Consider the following 20,246-nt stretch of genomic DNA (forward strand, 5'->3'; position numbering starts at 1 on the left):
GCCCCCCACACGGGCGACCGTCTCCCCCCCATCACCCCCCCCGGGGCGCGAACCGCCAAACCCGACCTAACGCCCGGGGCGGGGCCGTACTCCCGTACGGCCGAGCCGAGGGCGCCCGCTTTACATCCGGTCCGACAGCAGGTCGAACTCCTGCGCGTCATGCGACGAGAAGATGCGGATCAGCCGCGGATACGCCCTGCGCAGCGCGATCAGCCGCTCCAACTGGTCCAGCCGCAACCGGTGGTCGTCCGCGCCCATCCGCTGGTGCAGGGCCAGCGGGCGGGGGCAGCGCGGGCGCCTGAGGTCGATCTCGCCATGGAAGAAGTAGGCGTCGCCCGCGTGCAGCAGCCAGTGGTTCTGCTGCTGCACGGCGACCGCGCAGTGGCCGCGCGTACGGCCGGGCAGCGGCACCAGCAGGATGTCGGGAGCGCGCATGACCCGGGACGCCTGGAAACCGAACCAGTCCGAGTCGGCGGTGTCGTGGACCACCCAGTCGACGCCGTGCGCCCACTGGGACGGAAGGTAGCGGTTGGCCTCGAGCCGGGTGTCGCGGCGCATCGCCGAGCGGTACTCGTCGGCCATGACGTGCACTCTGGCGTGCGGAAAGTCGGCAAGCCCGCCCGCGTGGTCCAGATCGAGGTGGGTCAGGACGATGTCCTGTACGTCATAGGGGTCGTAGCCCAGCGCCCGGACCTGGTGGGCGGCCGTGCGTGACAGGTCGAGCTCGGGACGCATCGTGTGGCGGAACAGCCCGCCGAGCCGCCGGGGGTCCGACACCTCGGCGGCGCCGAGGCCGGTGTCGACGAGCACAAGGCCACTGCCGGTGGCTATCAGAAGGCAGTGCGAGACAAGGGGGATACCGCCAAGGGGGCGCATGGGTGCGCAGTCGAGATGGTGCACGGTCAGGGACGAGCGCCGCTGCGGAACGAGGGCGGTGCGCACAGACATGTGGGTCTCCTGCGGCCAGGGGGAGACCCGGCGAGGGGCCGGGCTGGAAGGCGGTGCTGGGGAGCGGGCGGCGGGGAAGGCGGGGCGGGCGGGGCGGGCGGGGAGCCGGCGGCTAGGGGCTGACGGTGGGGAGGTGTCGGCGGGGAGGGGCGAAGACCGAGAGGATGGTGGCCGTGCTGAGCTGGCGCGCGAGTGCGCCACTTACGGCGTAAGTACGAGACAGGAGAGAAGCACTTACGCTGTAAGCCGTCAAGCGTTACCGCGCGTAGCCACCCGAAAGAGAGCGACCGCCATGGCGCAGGAACCTCGACATGAACTCCCGCCCCCACGTGAACCTTTGACACGGGAACGGATCGTCGCGGCAGCGCTGGTGATCATCGACGAGGAGGGCGTGGACGGTCTGTCCATGCGGCGCATCGCGGCCAGGCTCGGAGTGCAGGCGATGTCGCTCTACAACCATGTCCAGAGCAAGGCGGACATCCTCGACGGCGTGACGGAGTACATCACGGACCGGATGCGGATGCCGACCCGGATGACCGGCGGCTGGGAGGACGGCATCCGCACCCTCTCGTACGCCTTCCGCCAGGCAGCGCTGCGCCATCCGCGTGCCGGTGAACTGGTGCTGATGCGCCAGCTCTCCACCCCCACCGCGCTGGCACCGGTCGACACCATGCTCGCGATGATGCTCGACCACGGCTTCGACGAGGCCACGGCCGTGCATGTGCTGCGACTGTTCGTCTCGTTCCAGGTCGGCTCGCTGCTGCGGGAGATCCATGCGTCGTCGCCTTCCCAGGACCGCGACCGCGCCGAGGTGCAGAAGGCCAGGACCGCCTACCTCTCGGAGGCCGGATTCCCCGCGGTGGCGAAGGTCGCGCCGATTCTCGCGGTCAACGACCATGACGCGGAGTTCACGTTCGGCGTCGAACTGCTCATCGAAGCGCTGCGGAAGCTCGCGCCCGACCGGAAAGCGGACGGCGACACCGGGCCCCTGAAACCCTGAAAGGGGCGCGTTCACCGCGCGGCCCGCCGGGTACAGCGACGCAGACGCCCGACAGCGCTCCCGGCGGAGCGCCTCGCTGCGCCAAGTGGCCGAATGGACCGGCCGGGCGCACGCTGGGCCGTATGAGAACGTCCCGAGGCACTCGTGACTCCCACGACACCCGTGTTCCCCGCAACGCACTCATCCGCAACACGCTCATCGCCGCAGCCCTGATCGCCGCGACGCTCACCGGCTGCTCGTCGGACAGCGACGAGACGCCGAAGTCAGCGGCCTCCAAGGCAAGCGACCTCATCGCCTCCGCCACCGCGCAGCTGTCCGACATCCAGGGCGGCCTGGATGCCAAGGGCGATGTGAAGGCCGGGTCCACCGAGAACGACGACGGCAGGGCCGTCGCCGAGATCACCGCGACCAACAGCTCGAGCAGCACGGCGGACTACACGATCCAGGTCAACTTCAAGGACTCCGACGGCAATCTGCTCGACGCCGCCGTCGTCAGCATCAACGACGTGCCGGCAGGCGGCACCAAGACCGCCGACGCACGCAGCAACCGCGATCTGTCCGGCACCCCGGCGGCTGAGATCGCCCGCGCGGTGCGGCACTGAGGCCGGCGCCCGAACGCCCCAACTCCGGTGGCTGAGCGATGGTGGCGCCCCGCGGGCGGCTGTCCCCGCCCCCCTGGCTGGTCAGAAACCTGCGACCGCAGCCCGCGCCCATCCCGTGGGCCGCCGTCGTACGCGCCTCCATCGCGATGTCCGCCCCGCTCGCCGCCGGCTTCGCCACCGGACAGGTGGCGTACGGGGCACTGGTGGCGATGGGCGCGCTGTCCGGCGTGATCGGCGACACCGCCGACGCGTACCGGATGCGCATCTTCAACATCGCCGTACCTCAGGCGCTGGGCGCGGTCGGGGTCACCGTCGGCACCCTGGTGTACGACCGGGGCTGGGTCGCCGTCGGCGTGCTCACCCTGGTCGCGCTGGTGTCCGGGATGATCTCCTCGATCGGCGCGATCGCCTCGGTCGCCGGGCTGCTGCTCCTGCTCGATGCCGTGATCGGCGCCGGGCTCCCGCTGCCGGACCCCTGGTGGAAGGCGCCGCTGCTGCTGAGCCTCGGCGGTCTGTTCGTGCTCGTGCTCGCCCTGCTCGGCTGGCCGCTGCGCGGCGGGGTGCCGGAGCGGTCCGCGGTGGCCGGGACCTACCGGGCCGCTGCCGACCAGCTGGCGGCGTCATCGGACGACACCGACGAGGACGCCTACGACGCCCGGCGCCACGCGGTGACCGCCGCGCTCAACACCGCGTACGACCTCGTGCTCGGCCGCCGTACCCGCGACCATGGCCACAATCCGTCGCTGGTACGGCTACTCGCCCAGCTCAACGCCCTGATCCCGGTGGTCGAAGCCGCCCCGGCCGCGCGTCTCGCCGGCCATCCGCTGCCCCCCGCGCTCCCCGCCGCCGTACGCTCCCTCGCGGACGACGTCGAACAGGGCCGCCGCACCGGCGGCCCGGCCCTGGAACTGCCGCCTCCGCACACCCCGTCCGAACGGGCCGTGGACGACGCCGTGCGGCACGCGGCCGTGGTCGTGCACCAGGCCGACGTCGATCCGTACCAGACCGAGGAATGCCTCGATCGCCTGGGCCGCCCCGCCGCCCTCGGCGTACGAGCCCGGCGCACCGCCCGCGGAGTGCTGCTGTCAGGGGCCTCCTGGCGTTACGGTCTGCGGCTCGCGATCTGTATCGGCATCGCCCAGGCCCTGGTCTCGCTCGTCACGCTGGACCGCTCCTACTGGGTGGCGCTCACGGTCACCTTCGTGCTGAAACCGGACTTCGGCTCGGTGTTCTCGCGTGCGGTGCTGCGCGCGCTGGGCACGGCGCTGGGGCTCGTGGTCGCGACGGCGGTGCTGGCGGAGGTGCCACGCGGCTGGTGGTACGTGCCGGTGATGATGGTGCTGGCGGCGATGATCCCTGCGTTCACGGTCAAGGGCTATGCCTTCCAGACGGCGGCGATCACCCCCGCCATCCTGCTGCTGTCCGATCTGCTCAACCACGAGGGCACCGGACTGCTGCTGCCCCGTCTGGTGGACAGCCTGATCGGCTGCGCGATCGCACTGGTCGCGGGCTATCTGCTGTGGCCGGAGAGCTGGCACACCCGCGTCGGGGACCGGCTCGCCGACTCGGTCGACCACGCGGCGCACTATGTGGAGCTGTCCTTCGCCCCCGCCCCCGACCCGGGCGCCCGGGAACGCTCTCGCCGCCGTCTCTACCGTGACCTGTCGGCCGTGCGCAGCGAGTTCCAGCGCGCCCTCACCGAGCCCCCGCCGACCGGCACCCGCGCCGCCGCCTGGTGGCCGCTCGCCGTCGCCATGGAGCGGGTGACCGACGCGACGACAGCCGCCAAAGTCCGAGTGGACCACGGCGCCCCCGCCCCGGCGCCCGACGAGGTCGCCGCCGTCGTCGCCGAGCTGCGGGAACTGGCGGCGGGGCTCCGCGCCAGTGAGGAACTGCACGAAGTGCGGGCCGATCTGCGGGGCTGCGAGCAGAGCGTGCTGTCGCCGCTCCGGCACGAGGTGACGGCGGCCCGCGCCATCGCCTCGCCGCGTACCTGAGGGCTAGGCGCTGTCCTGGCGGCCGTGCAAGCGATCCATCTCGCGCCGGTCCCGCTTCGTCGGGCGGCCCGCGCCCCGGTCCCGCACCCCCGTCGGGGCCACGAACTCGCGCGGCGGGGGCGGCGGGGTGTTGTCCGTGTAGCACTGCACCGCCACGGGCGCTCCGACCCGCTTGCGGATCAGCCGGGAGACCACCACGATCCGCTCGTGGCCCGCGTGGAACAGCCGCACCTCGTCCCCGGGCTGCACCGTGTGCGCGGGCTTGACCCGCTCGCCGTTCACCCGGACATGGCCGCCGCGGCAGGCGGTCGCCGCCTGCGAGCGGGTCTTGGTGAGCCGTACGGACCAGATCCAGCTGTCCACTCGTACCGTTCCGCCGGTCGCCGCGTCCTCAGCCATGCGACCGACTCTACGTCGTCGCCCACGGGCCCGGCAGGAGCTGCCGGGCCCGTGGGTCCGCGATCAGAAGCCTGATCACACCCCGATGTCGCGACCGTCCTGGCGGTACACCGCGACCACCGCGGGACGGACGATCCTGCCCGGTCCGTCCGGCCACACCGAAGCTGGCTTCTCGACGGACGCCCCGTCGACCTCGCCCGGGTGCTGCACGGCCACGATGACACGGCGGTCCTGGACGATCGGCCCGCAGGTCTCCGCACCCTTCGGCACCGTGAGGAACTGCTTCAGCTCACCTCGGCGCTCGCCCCGCGTGGCCACACCGAACAGGCCGTCGTGCGAGCCGAGCTGATTGCCGTCGGTGGAGATCCACAGGTTGCCGTGGGGGTCGAAGGCCACGTTGTCCGGGCAGGAGATCGGGCTGACCTCGTCCTTCGGGTAGCCCGCGAAGTACGTGGCCGGGTCCTCCGGGTCCCCCGCGACCAGGAACAGCCGCCAGGCGAAGCCGTCGCCCGCCGGGTTGTCCCAGTGCTCGGCGAGTTCCAGGATCTGGCCGTGCTTGTTGAGGTTGCGCGGGTTGGCCTCGTCCGCACCGGCCTTGCCCGTCTTGCCGCGGTCGGTGTTGTTGGTGAGCGCCACGTAGACCCGGCCGGTACGGGGGCTGGGCTCGACGTCCTCGGGGCGGTCCATCTTGGTGGCGCCGACCTTGTCGGCGGCGAGCCGGGTGAAGACGTAGACCTCTTCGGCGGTCATGCCCTCGACGTGCGAGACATCTCCGGTGGCCAGCGGGATCCACACCCCGGTGCCGTCGAACTCACCGTCGTCCGGCAGCTTTCCGGTGCCGTCGATCTCGGCGGCCGGGCTGTCGCCGCTGATCTTGGCGACGTACAGGGTGCCCTCGTCGAGCAGGGTCAGGTTGTGCTGGTGGGCGGCCCGCGAGTCGCCCTTCTTCATCCGCTTCGACGAGACGAACTTGTAGAAGTAGTCGAAGCGTTCGTCGTCGCCCATGTACACGACCGGACGGCCGTCGCGGGTCAGCCGCGGCTGGGCGGCCTCGTGCTTGAAGCGGCCGAGCGCGGTGCGCTTGCGGGGCGTCGATTCCGGGTCGTACGGGTCGAGTTCCACCACCCAGCCGAAGCGGTGCGGCTCGTTGGGCTCCTGGGCGACGTCGAAACGCTTGTCGAACCGCTCCCACTTGCGCTCGGTGGCGGAGGCGCCGATGCCGTAGCGCTTGTCGGTGGCGCTGGAGCCGTTGGCGAAGTACTGGTTGAAGTTCTCCTCGCCGTGCAGTGTGGTGCCCCAGGGGGTGGTGCCGCCCGCGCAGTTGTTGAGCGTGCCGAGCACCTTGGTGCCGGTCGGGTCGGCGGAGGTCTTGAGCAGGTCGCTGCCCGCGGCGGGGCCGGTGAGCCGGAACTCCGAGGTCGCGGTCAGCCGGCGGTTCAGGTGGTGCCGGAGGACGGGCGTGAGCTTGCCGCTCCTGCGCTCCTCCTGGACCACGACGACGGAAAGACCGTGCGCCGCCCAGGCGATCTCGGCCTGCTCGCGGGTGGGGTTGGCCGGGTCGTATCCCTTGAACATCAGGACTTCGTCCGTGTACTCGTGGTTGGCCACGAGTACCTGGCGCCCGTGCTCGCGCAGCGGGAGCAGGCTGAGGAAGTCGTTGTTGTAGCCGAACTGACCGGCTTGTGCCCTGGCGGTCTGACGGTCGGGGTCGAAGGCCGGGGCGCCGCGCAGAATGGGTTCACCCCAGCGGATGACGACATTCTGCGTGTAACCGGAGGGAACGGTCACCTGGTCGGCGGTGTTGGGCTCGACGGGTGCGAAGCGGAGACCGCGTGCGCCGTCGCAGACGGAGCCATGACCGTGGCCGCCCCGGCCCTCGGCCGCCGCGCCGGTGGTGGCCGCGTGGGCCTCGGTGGCACCCTGCGCGACGACGACACCTGCCGTGGCGGAGGCGACGGTCACGACGGCGGCCGTGCGCATCATGGAGCGCCGGGAGAGCACGCCCGCGATGATGTCGCCGGCGTACTCGTTGTCGCTGGTGTTCGGCACTTCATGGAAGCAGGCGTCACCACAGCGGTATCGACAGGTGAGAGCGGACCGGCCGCCCGCGTGACCCGAGTTCAGCAGCGGCAGCAGTTTGCGCACTTCGTCCCCAATCCCCTTCGGCGCGTGCCGCGCCGACATCGTGTCGGAATGTGTCCGGCCGTGACGCTAGGCGTACACGCGTTCACGCGGGCGGCGGTGAGGTGAACAGGGGATGAATGGGGACGGACCGAGGCGCTCTTGACACCGGAGGGGGTTGCCCACTTGCGGATCGGGCGGGGGCTAACCTTACGTGTCCGCCGTGGCCAGGGATGCGGGCTGCCGCGCCTGGCCCGGACATGGATCGCCCCAATTCACGCGAAAGGCCTCGCCCATGGGCATTCGGAGCTTGCTGCGCAAGGTGTTTGGACGCGAGCGTACGGAGTTGTCGTCCGCGTCATCCACGGCCGCCCCGACGACAACCCCGACCGGCGTGCCGCCCCAGGCCGAGGCCCCTGCCGGACCCGTCACCCCCGAGGAACGAGCCGCTGACCTGGTGTCGGCGGCCTTCGACAGCCCGCCGCCGCGCCCGACGATCCCGTCGGCCCGTACGACACCGGACGCGCCGGAGAGCGCGGACGCTGCTGCGGGTGCGGACGCTGTCTCCGGTGCGGCGGCCACGACGGCCGACGAGGACGCTCCCGTCACGGAGGCCGGTGCGAACGCGGCCGACGAGGCGGACGTGACCGTCGCGTCCGGGACCACGACGGCGGATGAGGCCGACGAGGCCCTCGCCGAAGCAACGCCGCAGGCCGACCCGCACACGGTCGCCGCGGCGACGGCGGAGACCGCGGGCACGGCCCAGGGCGGCGCGGAGACGGCGAACGAGGCGGAGGACAGCGACCGCGTGACGGCGGACGCCCACGAGGCCACGAGCGCAGCCGCCACGACGGCCGGCAGCGGGGCCGCGACCGAGGCGGACACGGGCGCTGACACCTCCGCTGCCGTGCAGGACGAGGCCGGCGCCGAAGCAGCGCCGCAGTCCGGCGTGGACGCCGAGCCGTCCACCGCGGACACGGATGCGGACGCGGTGCCCGCGGAACCGGCCGAGGTCACCGCCGAAGCCGCCGACGCCGACGCGCCCGCCGACCCGGCCGAGGCCAACGCCGTGATTCCGGCGCAGGCCACCCCGCAGAGCCGGGCCGATGGCGCCAAGCCGACCACAGCCGAGGCCGACCGGGACGGCAGCGACACGGTTCCCGCGACGGACGGCTCCGCGGAGCCGTCCGCGGAAACCCCCGCAACCAGCGCCGACGAGCCGGAGACCGCACCCGCGGCCGACGAAGCGGCACCGGCAGCCGGGGCCGGCCGGGACGGCGTCGACGCCACTCCCACCGCGGACACCTCCGCCGAGGAGTCCGCGGAAGCACCCGCAACCACCGCTGCCGAGCTCGCGGCCGACGAGCCCCGGGCCGAGGCGGCGGCCGCCGAGGCAGCCGAAGAACCGCGGGCCGCGAAGGCCGCCGAGGCCGCACCGACGGCTGAAGCAGCACCGGCGGCTGAAGTCGCGCCCGCAGCCGACGACACCGCCACCGGAAAGCCCGCCCTCTCCCTCGCCCGCGTCAAGTCGCGGGCCGCGGGTCTCCTCGGCGCCTACAAGGCGGCCGGCTCGGTGCTCAAGAGCACCGGCGCCACCGGGGCGCGGGCCAAGGTGTACCTGGTGCTCGACCGGTCCGGGTCGATGCGGCCGTACTACAAGGACGGCAGCGCCCAGCAGCTCGGTGAGCAGACACTCGCGCTGGCCGCGCACCTGGACGAGGCCGCGTCCGTCCACGTCGTGTTCTTCTCGACGGACATCGACGGCACCGGCGAGCTGACGCTCAGCGAGTACGAGGGCCGGGTGGACGAACTCCACGCGGGCCTCGGGCGCATGGGCCGCACCAGCTACCACCGAGCCGTCGAGGAGGTCGTGGCGCACCACGAGAAGCACGAGGAGTCGGCGGGAGCCGATGTCCCGGCCCTCGTGGTGTTCCAGACCGACGGTCCCCCGGACGCCAGGCAGCCGGCCAAGCAGGCCCTGGCGGAGGTCGCGGGCAAGCCGTTCTTCTGGCAGTTCGTGGCCTTCGGCGAGTACGAGGCCAAGGGCTTCGAATTCCTGCGCAAGCTGGACGCGGACGAGTCGGTGGACAACGCCGGGTTCTTCCACGCCGGTCCCGACCCCCGCGAGCTCACCGACGACGAGCTCTACCGGGGTCTGCTCGGCCGCTTCCCTGAGTGGCTGAGGAACCGCGAGAGCTAGGCGCTGTCCCGGCTGACACGGCCTGGTCCGTGTCAGCCGGCGATACCGGAGGGCAGGCTCACCCGCACCACGAGCCCGCCCTCCGGGCCCGGTTCGGCGGTCACCGTGCCGCCGTGGGCCACGGCGATGGACCGCACGATGGAGAGCCCGAGGCCCGCCCCGGGGCCCATCCGGTCCCGCCCCGAGCCGCGCCGGAACGGCTCGAAGAGAGCCGGGACGTCCGCCGCATCCACCCTCGGGCCGGTGTTGGCGACGGTGAGCCGCCCCGCGTCCACGGACACGTCCACCACCCCGCCCGGCGCGTTGTACGCCACCGCGTTGGCGATCAGGTTCCGTACGAGCTGGGCCAGCAGCAGCCGGTTCCCCCGCACGTGGACCACCTGCTCCCCACCGACGGCGACGCCGTACCGCTCGCACTCCTCCGCCACGACCTCCCCGAGGTCCAGGCACTCGGTCTCGCCCCGCGCCAGGCCCCGTTCGCTGCGGGCCAGCACCAGCAGGCCCTCGATCAGCCGCTCGCTGCGGCGGTTGCTGTCGAGCAGGAGCTGCCTGGTCCTGGCCAGCTCCCCGGCAGACGCGGACTCGTCCAGGCCGACCTGGATGGCCGCCCGCTGGGTCGCCAGCGGCGTACGCAGCTCGTGCGAGGCGTTCGCGATGAACCTGCGCTGGCTGTCGAACGCGGCCTCCAGCCGCGCCAGTAGCCCGTCGAACGTGTCGCCGAGCTCCTTGAGCTCATCGTCAGGGCCCCGCACGGCGATCCGTCCCCAGCCCGCACCACCGCCCTGAACCGAGGGTGTCTGCGCCGCCAGCGCCCTCGCCCGCGCGGTCATCTCGTGCACCGGGCGCAGCACCCGTCCCGCCGTCCACCACCCCACCACCACCGCGCACACCGCCATGACCAGCAGCGCGAGTGAGGACCAGATCAGCATCTGCTCCGCCACCGCGTCCCGCACCCGGTCCGAGAGCTCCCGCTCGAGACCCGTCGCCCCGTCCTCGTCCGCCCCGGCCAGGGACAGCAGGTTCACGATCCCGAGCAGCAGCGCGCCGAGTACCAGGAAGGCGCCCCCGTAGACCATCGCGATGCGGGTGCGGATGGTCGAGCCGGACCCCAGCGGAGCCGTCACAGCACGTACCCCACGCCCTGCACCGTGCGGATCAGCCCGGGCTCCCCCAGCTTGGCCCGCAGCTTGCTCATGCACACCCGCACCGCCCCGGTGAACGGATCCGCGTGTGCGTCCCAGGCCCGTTCCAGGAGCTCCTCGGCCGATACCGCCGCCCCGTCCGCCTCGAGCAGCACCTGGAGCACCGAGAACTCCTTCGGGGACAGCTCCAGTGCCCGTCCCTCCCGTACCGCCGTCCTGCGTACGGTGTCGAGCCGCAGCCCGTGGCGCTCCAGCAGCGGGGGCACGGGCGGCCGTGCGCTGCGCCGTCGCAGGGCACGCACCCGTGACACCAGCTCCGGGAACTCGAAGGGCTTGGTCAGGTAGTCGTCGGCGCCCAGGTCGAGGCCGTACACCCGGTCCTCCGTGGCCGCCGCGGCCGTCAGCATCAGGATCCGGGTCCGGGATGCGGCGGCGACCAGCCCGCGGGCCACATCGTCCCCGTGCACCCCCGGCAGATCGCGGTCGAGCACGACGACGTCGTAGTCATGCACCCCCAGGTGCTCGATGGCGGCATCGCCGCTGTGCACGGTGTCGACGGCGAAACCGGCCCGCCGCAGCCCCGTGGCGACCAGCTCCGCCAGCGTCTCCTCGTCCTCCGCGACCAGTACCCGCATAGGTCCTTCCTCTCCCGCCTGCCTCCCCTCAGCATCACTGACGCAGGTAAGTCGATCTTCGGCAGGTCGATAGGATTCCGGCCATGGCGGCCACTGGATCCGAGAAGCCCGAGCAGCACGACGAGACGCGGGGGGCGAGCGAAGGCGCGCAGGCTTTCTACGTCACGACCCCCATCTACTACGTCAACGACGCTCCTCACCTGGGCCACGCCTACACGACCGTCGCGGGAGACGTGCTCACGCGCTGGCACCGCCAGCGCGGCGAGAAGGTGTGGTTCCTCACCGGCACGGACGAGCACGGCCAGAAGGTCATGCGCACCGCCGAGGCGAACGGCGTCACCCCCCAGCAGTGGTGCGACAAGCTCGTGGAGGAGGCCTGGAAGCCCCTCTGGGAGCACCTGGAGATCGCGAACGACGACTTCATCCGTACGACGGAGAAGCGGCACACCGACCGCGTCCAGGAGTTCGTGCAGGACCTGTACGACAAGGGCGAGATCTACAAGGGCGGCTACGAAGGCCCGTACTGCGTGGGCTGCGAGGAGTACAAGCTCCCCGGGGAGCTGATCGACGGCGGCGCCGACGGAGAGTACGCGGGCCAGAAGCTGTGCCCCGTGCACAAGAAGCCGGTGGAGATCCTCAAGGAGGAGAACTACTTCTTCAAGCTCAGCGAGTACGGCCCGAGGCTGCTGGAGTTCTACGAGGCCAACCCCGGCTTCATCCAGCCGGAGTCCGCCCGCAACGAGGTCGTGAACTTCGTGAAGCAGGGCATGCAGGACCTGTCGATCTCGCGTTCCACGTTCGACTGGGGCGTCAAAGTGCCGTGGGACGAGAAGCACGTGATCTACGTGTGGATCGACGCCCTGCTGAACTACGCCACGGCCGTCGGCTACAACGAGAACCCGGCGAAGTTCGACGGGACCTTCCCGGCGAACGTGCATCTGATCGGCAAGGACATCCTCCGCTTCCACGCCATCATCTGGCCCGCGATGCTGATGGCCCAGGGCCTTCCGGTGCCGGGGAAGGTCGCGGCCAACGGCTGGCTGATGGTCGGCGGCGAGAAGATGTCCAAGTCCAATCTGACCGGCATCAAGCCGCAGGACCTGACCTCGCACTTCGGCGTGGACGCCTACCGCTGGTACTTCCTGCGCGCGATCGCGTTCGGCCAGGACGGCTCGTTCTCCTGGGAGGACTTCACCGCCCGTTACACCAGCGAGCTCGCCAACGACTACGGCAACCTGGCGTCCCGGGTCGCGGCGATGGTCGGCAAGTACTTCGGCGGGTCCCTGCCCGGGGCCACGGCGGACGGCGCGGCCGAGAAGGCCGTCCAGGACGGACTGGCGAAGGCGGTGGCCGAGGCCGACCGGCGGATCGGTGACGAGCTGGACTTCCAGGGCGGCATCCTGGCGGTCTTCGACTTCGTCAAGCAGGTCAACGGCTACATCACGGAGCAGGAGCCGTGGAAGGTCGCCAAGGACGAGTCCGACGAGGGCAGGGCCCGCCTCGCGACCATCCTCTACACGGCCGCCGAGTCGCTGCGCGCGGTCGCGGTGCTTCTGAACCCCGTCATGCCGGACACCTCGCAGAAGCTGTGGGACTCGCTGGGCGCCGAGGCGTCACTCGGGGCCCTGGCGGAGCAGCGGGTCCAGGACGGGGCGGACTGGGGCAGGCTTCCGGCCGGTGCGACGGTGACGAAGGGCGCGGTGCTGTTCCCCCGGCTGGAGGAGAAGCCCGCGCGGTAGTGGTAGCGGTGTCCGGGGACGCGGGCCGGCGGGTCAGCGCGCCAGCGCATCCAGGTCCCCCATCACCACCACCGGCTCCCGGTCCGGGTCCAGCCAGCGCAGCAGTTCCCGCATGTGCTCCTGGCCCAGCGAGACACACGCCTGGGTGGGGCCGCCGTGGTCGACATGGAACCAGACCCCGCCGCCCCGCTCCGAGCCCATGGGCCGCTGGACCACCCCGTCCTCGAGGGGACTGGCGCCCTCGTGGCGGTTGTAGTTGATCGCGACCACGTAGTCGAAGGAACCCGCGAGCGGCTCCCCGAGGAAGCCGCGGCCGGGCGCGTTGAACAGGGAGCTGCGGTGGTACGGCAGCCTGGTGCCCGGATCGGGCAGCCGGCCGCCCGAGTCGGTGAGCCCGAACACCCCGATCGGTGAGCGCTTGTCACCGGCCCAGTGCTCGTCGGTCCAGCCCTTCAGGCCGTTGTGGGCGGGCCAGCTGTCGGATACGGCCTGCCAGCCCGTGGCCGCGGTCCACTCGTACAGGACGACCGTGGAGAAGGGCGAGCGCCGGTCCTCGCCGGTGACGACGACAGCCTGGGTGGCGCCTTCCGGGATGAGGTCGCGGGTCCGGCCGCCGATCCCGGGGATCGCCGCGGCCGGTGCCGCCTCGACCGCCCCGCCTGCGCCCGGGCCGCTGGCGGGGCGGGGCGGGGTGTCCATGACCGGGGCCGGCGGCGCGGCCCGCGTACAGCCGCCGACGAGCAGTCCGGCAAGCAGCAGCGGGACGGCTGCCGCGGCGGCGGCTGTTCTGGCGGACCTCGTCGGTCTGGTCGGTCTCGTCGGTCTCGTCGTCGGTACGGTGCTGGGCACGACGCGGTGTCCTCTCCGGTTCCGGTGGTGCGTCACCGGTGGTGCGTCACCGGTCCTGCCTTCCCTGGCCCTCTCTTCCCGTTCGGCGCCCGGACGCCGAACGCCACGCCGCGAACGACACGGAAGGTACGGGAATTACGCGAGAAGGCGTCGCAGGACTTGCGCGTGTGTCGGAACGCGTGAGGGGCCGGGAACGCGTCAGGGGCCCGGAACCGTGTCGGTTCCGGGCCCCTGACGGAGCAGTCGCCCAAGGTCGCCCGATGGCGCCTAACGACGCGTCACTCGCCGGACTTGGCCTGGGGCTTGCGCAGCGCGATGTGCAGCTCGCGCAGCCGCGCCTCCTCGACCTCGGCCGGTGCGCCCATCAGCAGGTCCTGGGCGTTCTGGTTGAGCGGGAAGGAGATCGTCTCGCGGATGTTGGGCTCGTCGGCCAGCAGCATCACGATGCGGTCGACGCCGGGGGCGATACCGCCGTGCGGCGGGGCACCGTACTGGAAGGCGCGGAGCATTCCGGCGAACTCGCGCTCCACGGTCTCCCGGTCGTAGCCCGCGATCTCGAAGGCCTTGAACATGATGTCGGGCTCGTGGTTCCGGATCGCGCCGGAGGACAGCTCCACGCCGTTGCAGACGATGTCGTACTGCCAGCCGAGGATGTCCAGCGGGTCCTGGGTCTCCAGGGCCTCAAGGCCGCCCTGCGGCATGGAGAACGGGTTGTGCGAGAAGTCGATCTTGTTGGTGTCCGGGTCCTTCTCGTACATCGGGAAGTCGACGATCCAGCAGAACCGGAAGACGTTCTCCTCGAAGTGGCCCGAGCGGCGTGCGGCCTCGACCCGCACCGCGCCCATGATCTTCGAGACCTCGTCGAACTCGCCCGCGCCGAAGAACACCGCGTGACCCGGGACCAGGCCCAGGCGCTCGGTGAGGACCTTGACGTTCTCCTCGGTGAGGAACTTGGCGATCGGGCCGGACAGCGCCCCGTCGTCGCCGACGCGCACCCAGGCCAGGCCCTTGGCGCCCTGCTCGATCGCGTACTCGCCGAGCTGGTCGAAGAACTTACGGGGCTGGTCCTGCACGGCGGGCACCGGAAGGGCGCGCACGTGCTTGCCCGCGAAGGCCTTGAACTCGGAGCCCTCGAAGACATCGGTGATGTCGACCAGCTCGAGCTGTGCGCGCAGGTCGGGCTTGTCGTTGCCGTACTTCAGCATCGACTCGCGGAACGGGATCCGCGGGAAGGGGGAGGTGACGTGGCGTCCGCCGCCGAACTCCTCGAAGAGCTCCGTCATCAGCCGCTCGATGGGCTGGAAGACGTCCTCCTGCTCGACGAAGCTCATCTCCACGTCGAGCTGGTAGAACTCGCCGGGTGAGCGGTCCGCGCGGGCGTCCTCGTCGCGGAAGCAGGGCGCGATCTGGAAGTAGCGATCGAAGCCCGCGATCATCAGAAGCTGCTTGAACTGCTGGGGAGCCTGCGGCAGCGCGTAGAACTTGCCGGGGTTCAGCCGGGACGGCACCAGGAAGTCACGGGCGCCCTCGGGGGAGGTGGCCGTGAGGATCGGGGTCGCCATCTCGTTGAAGCCGAGGGCGGTCATCTTGTGCCGGATGGCGGCGATGACGGCGGTGCGCAGCATGATGTTGCGGTGCATCCGCTCACGGCGCAGGTCCAGGAAGCGGTACTCCAGGCGCCGCTCCTCGTTGACGCCGTCGTCCGTGTTGATCGTGAACGGCACCTGGGCGGAGGCGCCGAGCACCTCGACGCCGGTGACCTCGATCTCGACCTCGCCGGTGGGCAGGTCCGGGTTGACGTTCTCGGTGCCACGGGCGGACACCTTGCCGTCGACGCGGACGACGGACTCCTTGGCGAGGTGGCTCAGGGCCTCGTTCGCGGGAGTGCCGGGGCGGGCGACGAGCTGCGTGATGCCGTAGTGGTCGCGGAGATCGATGAAGAGGATGCCGCCCAGGTCTCGGCGATTGTGCAGCCAGCCGCTCAGCCGGACGTCGGTGCCGACGTCAGAGGCGCGGAGCTCGCCGCAGGTGTGGGACCTGTACCGATGCATCGTCGTTCATCCAGTTCTTCGTGGCGGTGGGGATGTGGGCAGACCCACCCAGGTTACCGCCCGGCCTGCGCTCTCTTTTGAGGCATTAGCAGAGGCCACTCCCGGCATATCGTGAATACAGTAGGAAAATGCGTCGCGAAGATGTCCTGGCCGCCCTGGCCGCGATCGCGACAGGCGTATGGCGCTGGGACAACGCCTCCGGGACCATCACCCTCGATGCCGAGGCCGCCCGGTTGCTCGGGCTGCCCGCCGACACCCGCACCGTGCCCGTGGCCACCGTGCGGGCCCGCCTCCACCCGGTGGACTGGGAGGAGGTCTACGGCCTTGTGACGGTCGCGGTCGCCGACGGCACCCTGGCCGAGATACGGATACGCATCCTCGACGAGGAGGGCGAGGTGCTGCGCACCGTGCGCAGCCGCTGCAAGCCGGTCATCGAGGGCGGCGACTACCTGCTGGTGGGGACGGTCGAGGACGCCGGAGAAGGTGCCACCGCGGCCCCGGCGCCCGCCGCCGGGGCCGCGGGCGCCAGACCCGGCAGCGGCACCCCTTGGCGCCGCTCCCGCGAGGCGTTCCTGCTGGACACCGGGCGGGCGCTGGCCGAGGCGCGGTCCACCCGGGAGGTGCTGCGGGTCGCCGCCTCGCTTGACATGCCCGGCTTCTCGCCGGACGGGCTGGTCGTCTTCGGCATCGAAGGCGACCGGCTGGCCGTCCTCGGCCACCACGGCTACGACCCGGGCAAAGAGGACGTCTTCACGGACATGCCGCTGGACACCGCCTTCCCCGCGGCCGAGGTCATCCGCAACGGACGGGCCCTGTACATCCCGACCCCCGCGGACTACCGGCGCCGCTACCCGATCGTCTGGCCGCTCGTGGAGCGCTTCGGCCGCCAGTCCTGGGCCTTCCTCCCGCTGATCGTGTCGGGCCGCACCGTCGGGGTCTGGCTGGCGTCCTTCACCCAGCCCGTGGCCTTCACATCGGACGCCCGCTCGGTGCTCACCACGGTGGCCCGGATGCTGGCACAGGCCCTCTCCCGGGCCGGTGTCACGGACGACCCGGGCGACCCCGTGCGTGGCCCCTGGGCGCTGGCGCCCGAACTGGGCTCCGGGATCCCGGGGATGTCGGTGGCCGCGCGCTATGTGCCCACCGGTGGCGGACCTCATGTGGGCGGGGACTGGTACGACCTCATCCCGCTGCCCGGTGGCACCCGCGCCGCGGGCGGTGGCGGGGGCAGGATCGCCCTGGTCATCGGGGATGTGCAGGGGCATGACGTACGGGCCGCGGTGCTGATGGGGCAACTGCGGATCGCGCTGCGGGCCTACGCCTCCGAGGGGCACCGCCCGGACGCCGTGCTCGCCCGGGCGTCCCGGTTCCTGGCGGGACTGCACGAGTACGCGGAGACCGAGGCGTACGACGACGGCGACCTGGTCGAGCGGGCCGGGGCGTACAGCGGTCCGCGCTTCGCGACCTGTCTGTACATCGAGTGCGATCCGGCGACCGGCACACTGGAGATCGCCCGCGCGGGACATCCCGACCCGGCGATCCGGATGGCCGACGGCACGGTCATCCTGCGGCCGACGGAGGGCGGGCTGCCGCTCGGTATCGACCCCGACTCGGACTACCCGACCACCCGGCTCACCCTGGAGCCGGGCGAGACGATCATGGTCTGCACGGACGGCCTCCTGGCGACCGGCGGCCATGACTTCGACTCGGGCTGGGCGCGCATCCGGTCCGTGCTGGAGGCGCCTCTCAGCGGCGGGCAGGCCCTGGAGAAGCTCGCCGACGCACTGGTCCAGGCCGTGCACGGGCCCGCGTCCCACTTCACCAGGGGACCGCTCGCCGACCGCCGTGAGGACGACATCGCGGTGCTGCTGCTGTCCCGGCACGGCGGGCCGCCCCGGCTGAGCGCCCGGCGCACGGTGTTCACCGTGGCCCAGGCCGATCCGGCGCGGATCTCGGTGGCGCGCCGGCAACTGCGCGAGCTGCTGCACGACTGGACGGACGGCGAACAGATCGACTCGGCGGTGCTGATGCTCTCCGAGATGATGACCAACGTGCTGGTGCACACCGACTGCGACGCGCTGCTGGTGGCGGAGGCGATGGGCGACCGCGGCAGCAGGCGGCTGCGGGTCGAGGTCTCGGACTCCAGCGACGAGCTGCCGCACAAGCGGCACCCGGGCGAGCTGGCGTCATCGGGTCGAGGGCTGGTGCTGATGGAGGTGCTCGCGGATGTCTGGGGCGTGGAGCCGCGCGGCGAGGGCAAGTCGATCTGGTTCGAGCTCTACGAGCCGGGGCCGCCGGGCGGGCTGCCGGGTGGCCCGGTCGAGCCGTCCGGGCCCTCGGTGGGCTCGCCGACCGGCGCGTAGCGCTTCCGCAGCTCGCTGAACACCCCGAAGGCGGCGGCGGTCAGCGGCACGGCCAGCAGCATGCCGAGGATCCCGGCCAGCCCCGCACCCGCCGTGATCGCCAGCATCACCACGGCCGGGTGCATCTGGACCGTACGGCTCTGGATCACCGGCTGGAGGATGTGGCCCTCCAGGACCTGCACGGCGAGCACCACGCCGAGCGCCCAGAGCGCGATCACGAAGCCCCGGTCGGCGAGCGCCACGAGCACGGCGACCGAGCCTGAGATGAACGCGCCCAGATAGGGGATGTAGGCGAACACGAAGACCAGCGCACCGAGCCCGACCGCGCCCGGCACCCGCAGGATCAGCAGGCCGACGGTGATGCAGACGGCGTCGATCAGCGCGATGAGGGTCGTTCCGCGCATGAAGCCCTCGACCGCCTCGAAGGCCCTGCGGCCCATCGCCTCCGCGGTGTCGGCGCCGGAGCGCGGGGCGAAGGAACGCAGGACGCGGACGGCACGGTCGGAGTCGCGGAGGAAGAAGAAGATCAGCAGCAGGGCCAGTACGGCGATCGCGATCATCTCGCCGACCGCGCTCAGCCCGGAGATCACCCCGGTGGCGGCGGTCCCGCCGAACTTGGTCATCAGGTCCTTGGAATTGGCGGCCAGATCGTCCAGGGACGTGCCCGCGGCCCCGAAGTGCTTCGCGAGGTCCCGGGCCGCCTGCCGCAGCGAGGTGATGATCTGGTCCCCGGACTCGACGAGGGCGTTGACCACGATGTAGATCGCCCCGCCCACCACGATGACGACGGCGGCGCAGGTGAGTCCCGCGGCGAGTGACCGCCTGACCTTCATGCCGACCAGCCGCCGGTACAGCGGCCCGAGCAGCGCGGTGCCGAGCAGCGCGAGCAGCACGGGGGTGACGGCGGTCTTGAAGGCCACGATCAGTTTGATGCCGACGGCGACCACCCCGGCCGCCAGGAGTACGACGGCGCACCAGGCGGCGAGGCGCCAGACCGGCCGGGGGAGGAGGGGCCACGGCGCCCCGGGCTGTGGCTGCATCCCTCCAGCGGATCACGGCGGGGGCGAACCGTCCCGCCGACCCGGGCCGGCCGGGTGACGTCTCATCAGATGCGGGGCGGGTCCCCCGGCCCCGCACGCCGAGGGGCCGGGGGCCGGCGTCACATGCCGTGCACCGCGGGGATGGTGCCCAGCCGTCCCTTCTGGAAGTCGTCGAAGGCCTGCTGGAGCTCCTCGCGGGTGTTCATCACGAAGGGCCCGTAGTGCGCCATCGGCTCCCGTATCGGCTGCCCTCCGAGCACCACGACCTCCAGGTCCGGTGTGTGCGCGTCCTGCTTCTCGTCCGCGCGGACGGTGAGCGCGGAGCCCGCACCGAAGACGGCGGTCTGACCCAGGTCGACCGGGCGCCGCTCGGCGCCGACCGTGCCACGGCCCGCCAGCACGTACGCCAGGCCGTTGAAGTCCTCCCGCCAGGGCAGGGTGACCTCCGCGCCCGGCGCCAGCGTCGCGTGCACCATGGTGATCGGCGTGTGCGTGATGCCGGGGCCCTGGTGGCCGTCCAGCTCACCGGCGATCACCCGGAGCAGCGCGCCGCCGTCCGGCGAGGTCAGCAGCTGCACCTGGCCACCGCGGATGTCCTGGTAGCGGGGGGCCATCATCTTGTCCTTCGCCGGGAGGTTCACCCAGAGCTGGAGACCGTGGAAGAGCCCGCCCGACACGACGAGGTGCTCCGGCGGCGCCTCGATGTGGAGCAGCCCGGAACCGGCTGTCATCCACTGGGTGTCGCCGTTGGTGATGGTGCCGCCGCCGCCCTGGGAGTCCTGGTGGTCGAAGACGCCGTCGATGATGTAGGTGACGGTCTCGAAGCCCCGGTGGGGGTGCCAGGGCGTCCCCTTGGGCTCTCCGGGCCGGTACTCCACCTCGCCCATCTGGTCCATCATGATGAACGGGTCGAGGTGCTGGTAGTTGATCCCGGCGAACGCGCGTCGCACCGGGAAGCCCTCTCCCTCGAAACCGCTGGGCGCCGTGGTCACGGCGCGTACCGGACGCTGCACGGCGTCCGCGGGAGCGGTGACGCGCGGCAGGGTGAGCGGGTTCTCGACAGTCACTGCGGGCATGGGGTGACCTCCTTGTGCGCTCAGTTTAGTTGAACACTGAACTTCTTGCCAGCCCCAACGCGAGACGCCCGGGAGGAATTCCTC

Annotated in this window: 14 protein-coding genes and 1 pseudogene; 6 read left to right on the forward strand and 9 right to left on the reverse strand. The window is 71.6% G+C overall.

Annotated elements, in window-relative coordinates; all coding sequences use genetic code 11:
* Nucleotides 1-120: 120 nt before the first annotated feature.
* Nucleotides 121-948 (reverse strand): MBL fold metallo-hydrolase, encoded by an 828-nt coding sequence (locus ACFV6V_RS03325; protein WP_385558369.1) that lies wholly within the window; start codon nt 946-948, stop codon nt 121-123.
* Between the two features lie 337 nt (nt 949-1,285).
* Here ACFV6V_RS03325 and ACFV6V_RS03330 point away from each other — a divergent pair, with 337 nt between their 5' ends.
* From ACFV6V_RS03330 to ACFV6V_RS03340, 3 genes are all read left to right on the forward strand, one after another.
* Nucleotides 1,286-1,948: a TetR/AcrR family transcriptional regulator C-terminal domain-containing protein gene (locus ACFV6V_RS03330; protein ID WP_385558372.1), complete on the forward strand. Its 663-nt coding sequence runs from the start codon at nt 1,286-1,288 to the stop codon at nt 1,946-1,948.
* A gap of 122 nt (nt 1,949-2,070) precedes the next feature.
* A complete protein-coding gene (locus ACFV6V_RS03335; RefSeq protein ID WP_385558375.1) occupies nt 2,071-2,550 on the forward strand; it encodes an FxLYD domain-containing protein in 480 nt (159 codons plus the stop codon).
* A 38-nt stretch (nt 2,551-2,588) separates the two neighbouring features.
* Entirely contained in the window at nt 2,589-4,547 is a 1,959-nt protein-coding gene (locus ACFV6V_RS03340) for an FUSC family protein (RefSeq protein ID WP_385558378.1), read from the forward strand.
* 3 nt (nt 4,548-4,550) lie between these two features.
* Here the strand turns inward: ACFV6V_RS03340 and ACFV6V_RS03345 are convergent.
* Together ACFV6V_RS03345 and ACFV6V_RS03350 are read right to left on the reverse strand one after the other, a co-directional pair.
* Nucleotides 4,551-4,928: pseudogene (locus tag ACFV6V_RS03345) on the reverse strand (RNA-binding S4 domain-containing protein); the annotation flags it as partial.
* Between the two features lie 93 nt (nt 4,929-5,021).
* Nucleotides 5,022-7,091 carry a PhoX family protein gene (locus ACFV6V_RS03350; RefSeq protein WP_385558381.1) on the reverse strand — a complete coding sequence of 690 codons (2,070 nt, stop codon included), beginning with the start codon at nt 7,089-7,091 and terminating at the stop codon, nt 5,022-5,024.
* Nucleotides 7,092-7,362: 271 nt separating this feature from the next.
* Between ACFV6V_RS03350 and ACFV6V_RS03355 the strand changes: the two genes are divergently transcribed.
* Nucleotides 7,363-9,267, forward strand: a complete 1,905-nt coding sequence (locus ACFV6V_RS03355; RefSeq protein ID WP_385558384.1) for a VWA domain-containing protein — start codon at nt 7,363-7,365, stop codon at nt 9,265-9,267.
* Between the two features lie 32 nt (nt 9,268-9,299).
* On the opposite strand, the gene ACFV6V_RS03360 is transcribed toward ACFV6V_RS03355, so the two are convergent.
* Nucleotides 9,300-10,343: a sensor histidine kinase gene (locus ACFV6V_RS03360; RefSeq protein WP_385558866.1), complete on the reverse strand. Its 1,044-nt coding sequence runs from the start codon at nt 10,341-10,343 to the stop codon at nt 9,300-9,302.
* A 44-nt stretch (nt 10,344-10,387) separates the two neighbouring features.
* On the reverse strand, nt 10,388-11,044 hold the full coding sequence (locus tag ACFV6V_RS03365) for a response regulator transcription factor (RefSeq protein ID WP_385558387.1): 657 nt from the start codon (nt 11,042-11,044) through the stop codon (nt 10,388-10,390).
* Between the two features lie 83 nt (nt 11,045-11,127).
* Between ACFV6V_RS03365 and metG the strand changes: the two genes are divergently transcribed.
* Nucleotides 11,128-12,783: a methionine--tRNA ligase gene (gene metG / locus ACFV6V_RS03370; RefSeq protein WP_385558390.1), complete on the forward strand. Its 1,656-nt coding sequence runs from the start codon at nt 11,128-11,130 to the stop codon at nt 12,781-12,783.
* Between the two features lie 33 nt (nt 12,784-12,816).
* On the opposite strand, the gene ACFV6V_RS03375 is transcribed toward metG, so the two are convergent.
* On the reverse strand, nt 12,817-13,632 hold the full coding sequence (locus ACFV6V_RS03375; protein ID WP_385558393.1) for a L,D-transpeptidase family protein: 816 nt from the start codon (nt 13,630-13,632) through the stop codon (nt 12,817-12,819).
* A 278-nt stretch (nt 13,633-13,910) separates the two neighbouring features.
* On the reverse strand, nt 13,911-15,683 hold the full coding sequence (aspS, locus tag ACFV6V_RS03380) for an aspartate--tRNA ligase (protein WP_385558396.1): 1,773 nt from the start codon (nt 15,681-15,683) through the stop codon (nt 13,911-13,913).
* 128 nt (nt 15,684-15,811) lie between these two features.
* On the opposite strand from aspS, the gene ACFV6V_RS03385 reads away from it, so the two are divergent.
* Nucleotides 15,812-18,046, forward strand: coding sequence for a SpoIIE family protein phosphatase (locus tag ACFV6V_RS03385; protein WP_385558399.1), 2,235 nt, complete (start codon nt 15,812-15,814; stop codon nt 18,044-18,046).
* On the opposite strand, the gene ACFV6V_RS03390 is transcribed toward ACFV6V_RS03385, so the two are convergent.
* Together ACFV6V_RS03390 and ACFV6V_RS03395 are read right to left on the reverse strand one after the other, a co-directional pair.
* The gene (locus ACFV6V_RS03390; protein ID WP_385558402.1) at nt 17,962-19,086 is read right to left on the reverse strand and encodes an AI-2E family transporter; all 1,125 of its coding nucleotides are present in this window, start codon (nt 19,084-19,086) and stop codon (nt 17,962-17,964) included. The genes ACFV6V_RS03385 and ACFV6V_RS03390 overlap by 85 nt on opposite strands.
* 119 nt (nt 19,087-19,205) lie before the next feature.
* On the reverse strand, nt 19,206-20,162 hold the full coding sequence (locus ACFV6V_RS03395; RefSeq protein ID WP_385558405.1) for a pirin family protein: 957 nt from the start codon (nt 20,160-20,162) through the stop codon (nt 19,206-19,208).
* Between the last annotated feature and the right edge of the window lie 84 nt (nt 20,163-20,246).

This window comes from Streptomyces sp. NPDC059828 (genome assembly GCF_042731955.1).
In the GTDB taxonomy this organism is placed as follows: Bacteria; Actinomycetota; Actinomycetes; order Streptomycetales; family Streptomycetaceae; genus Streptomyces.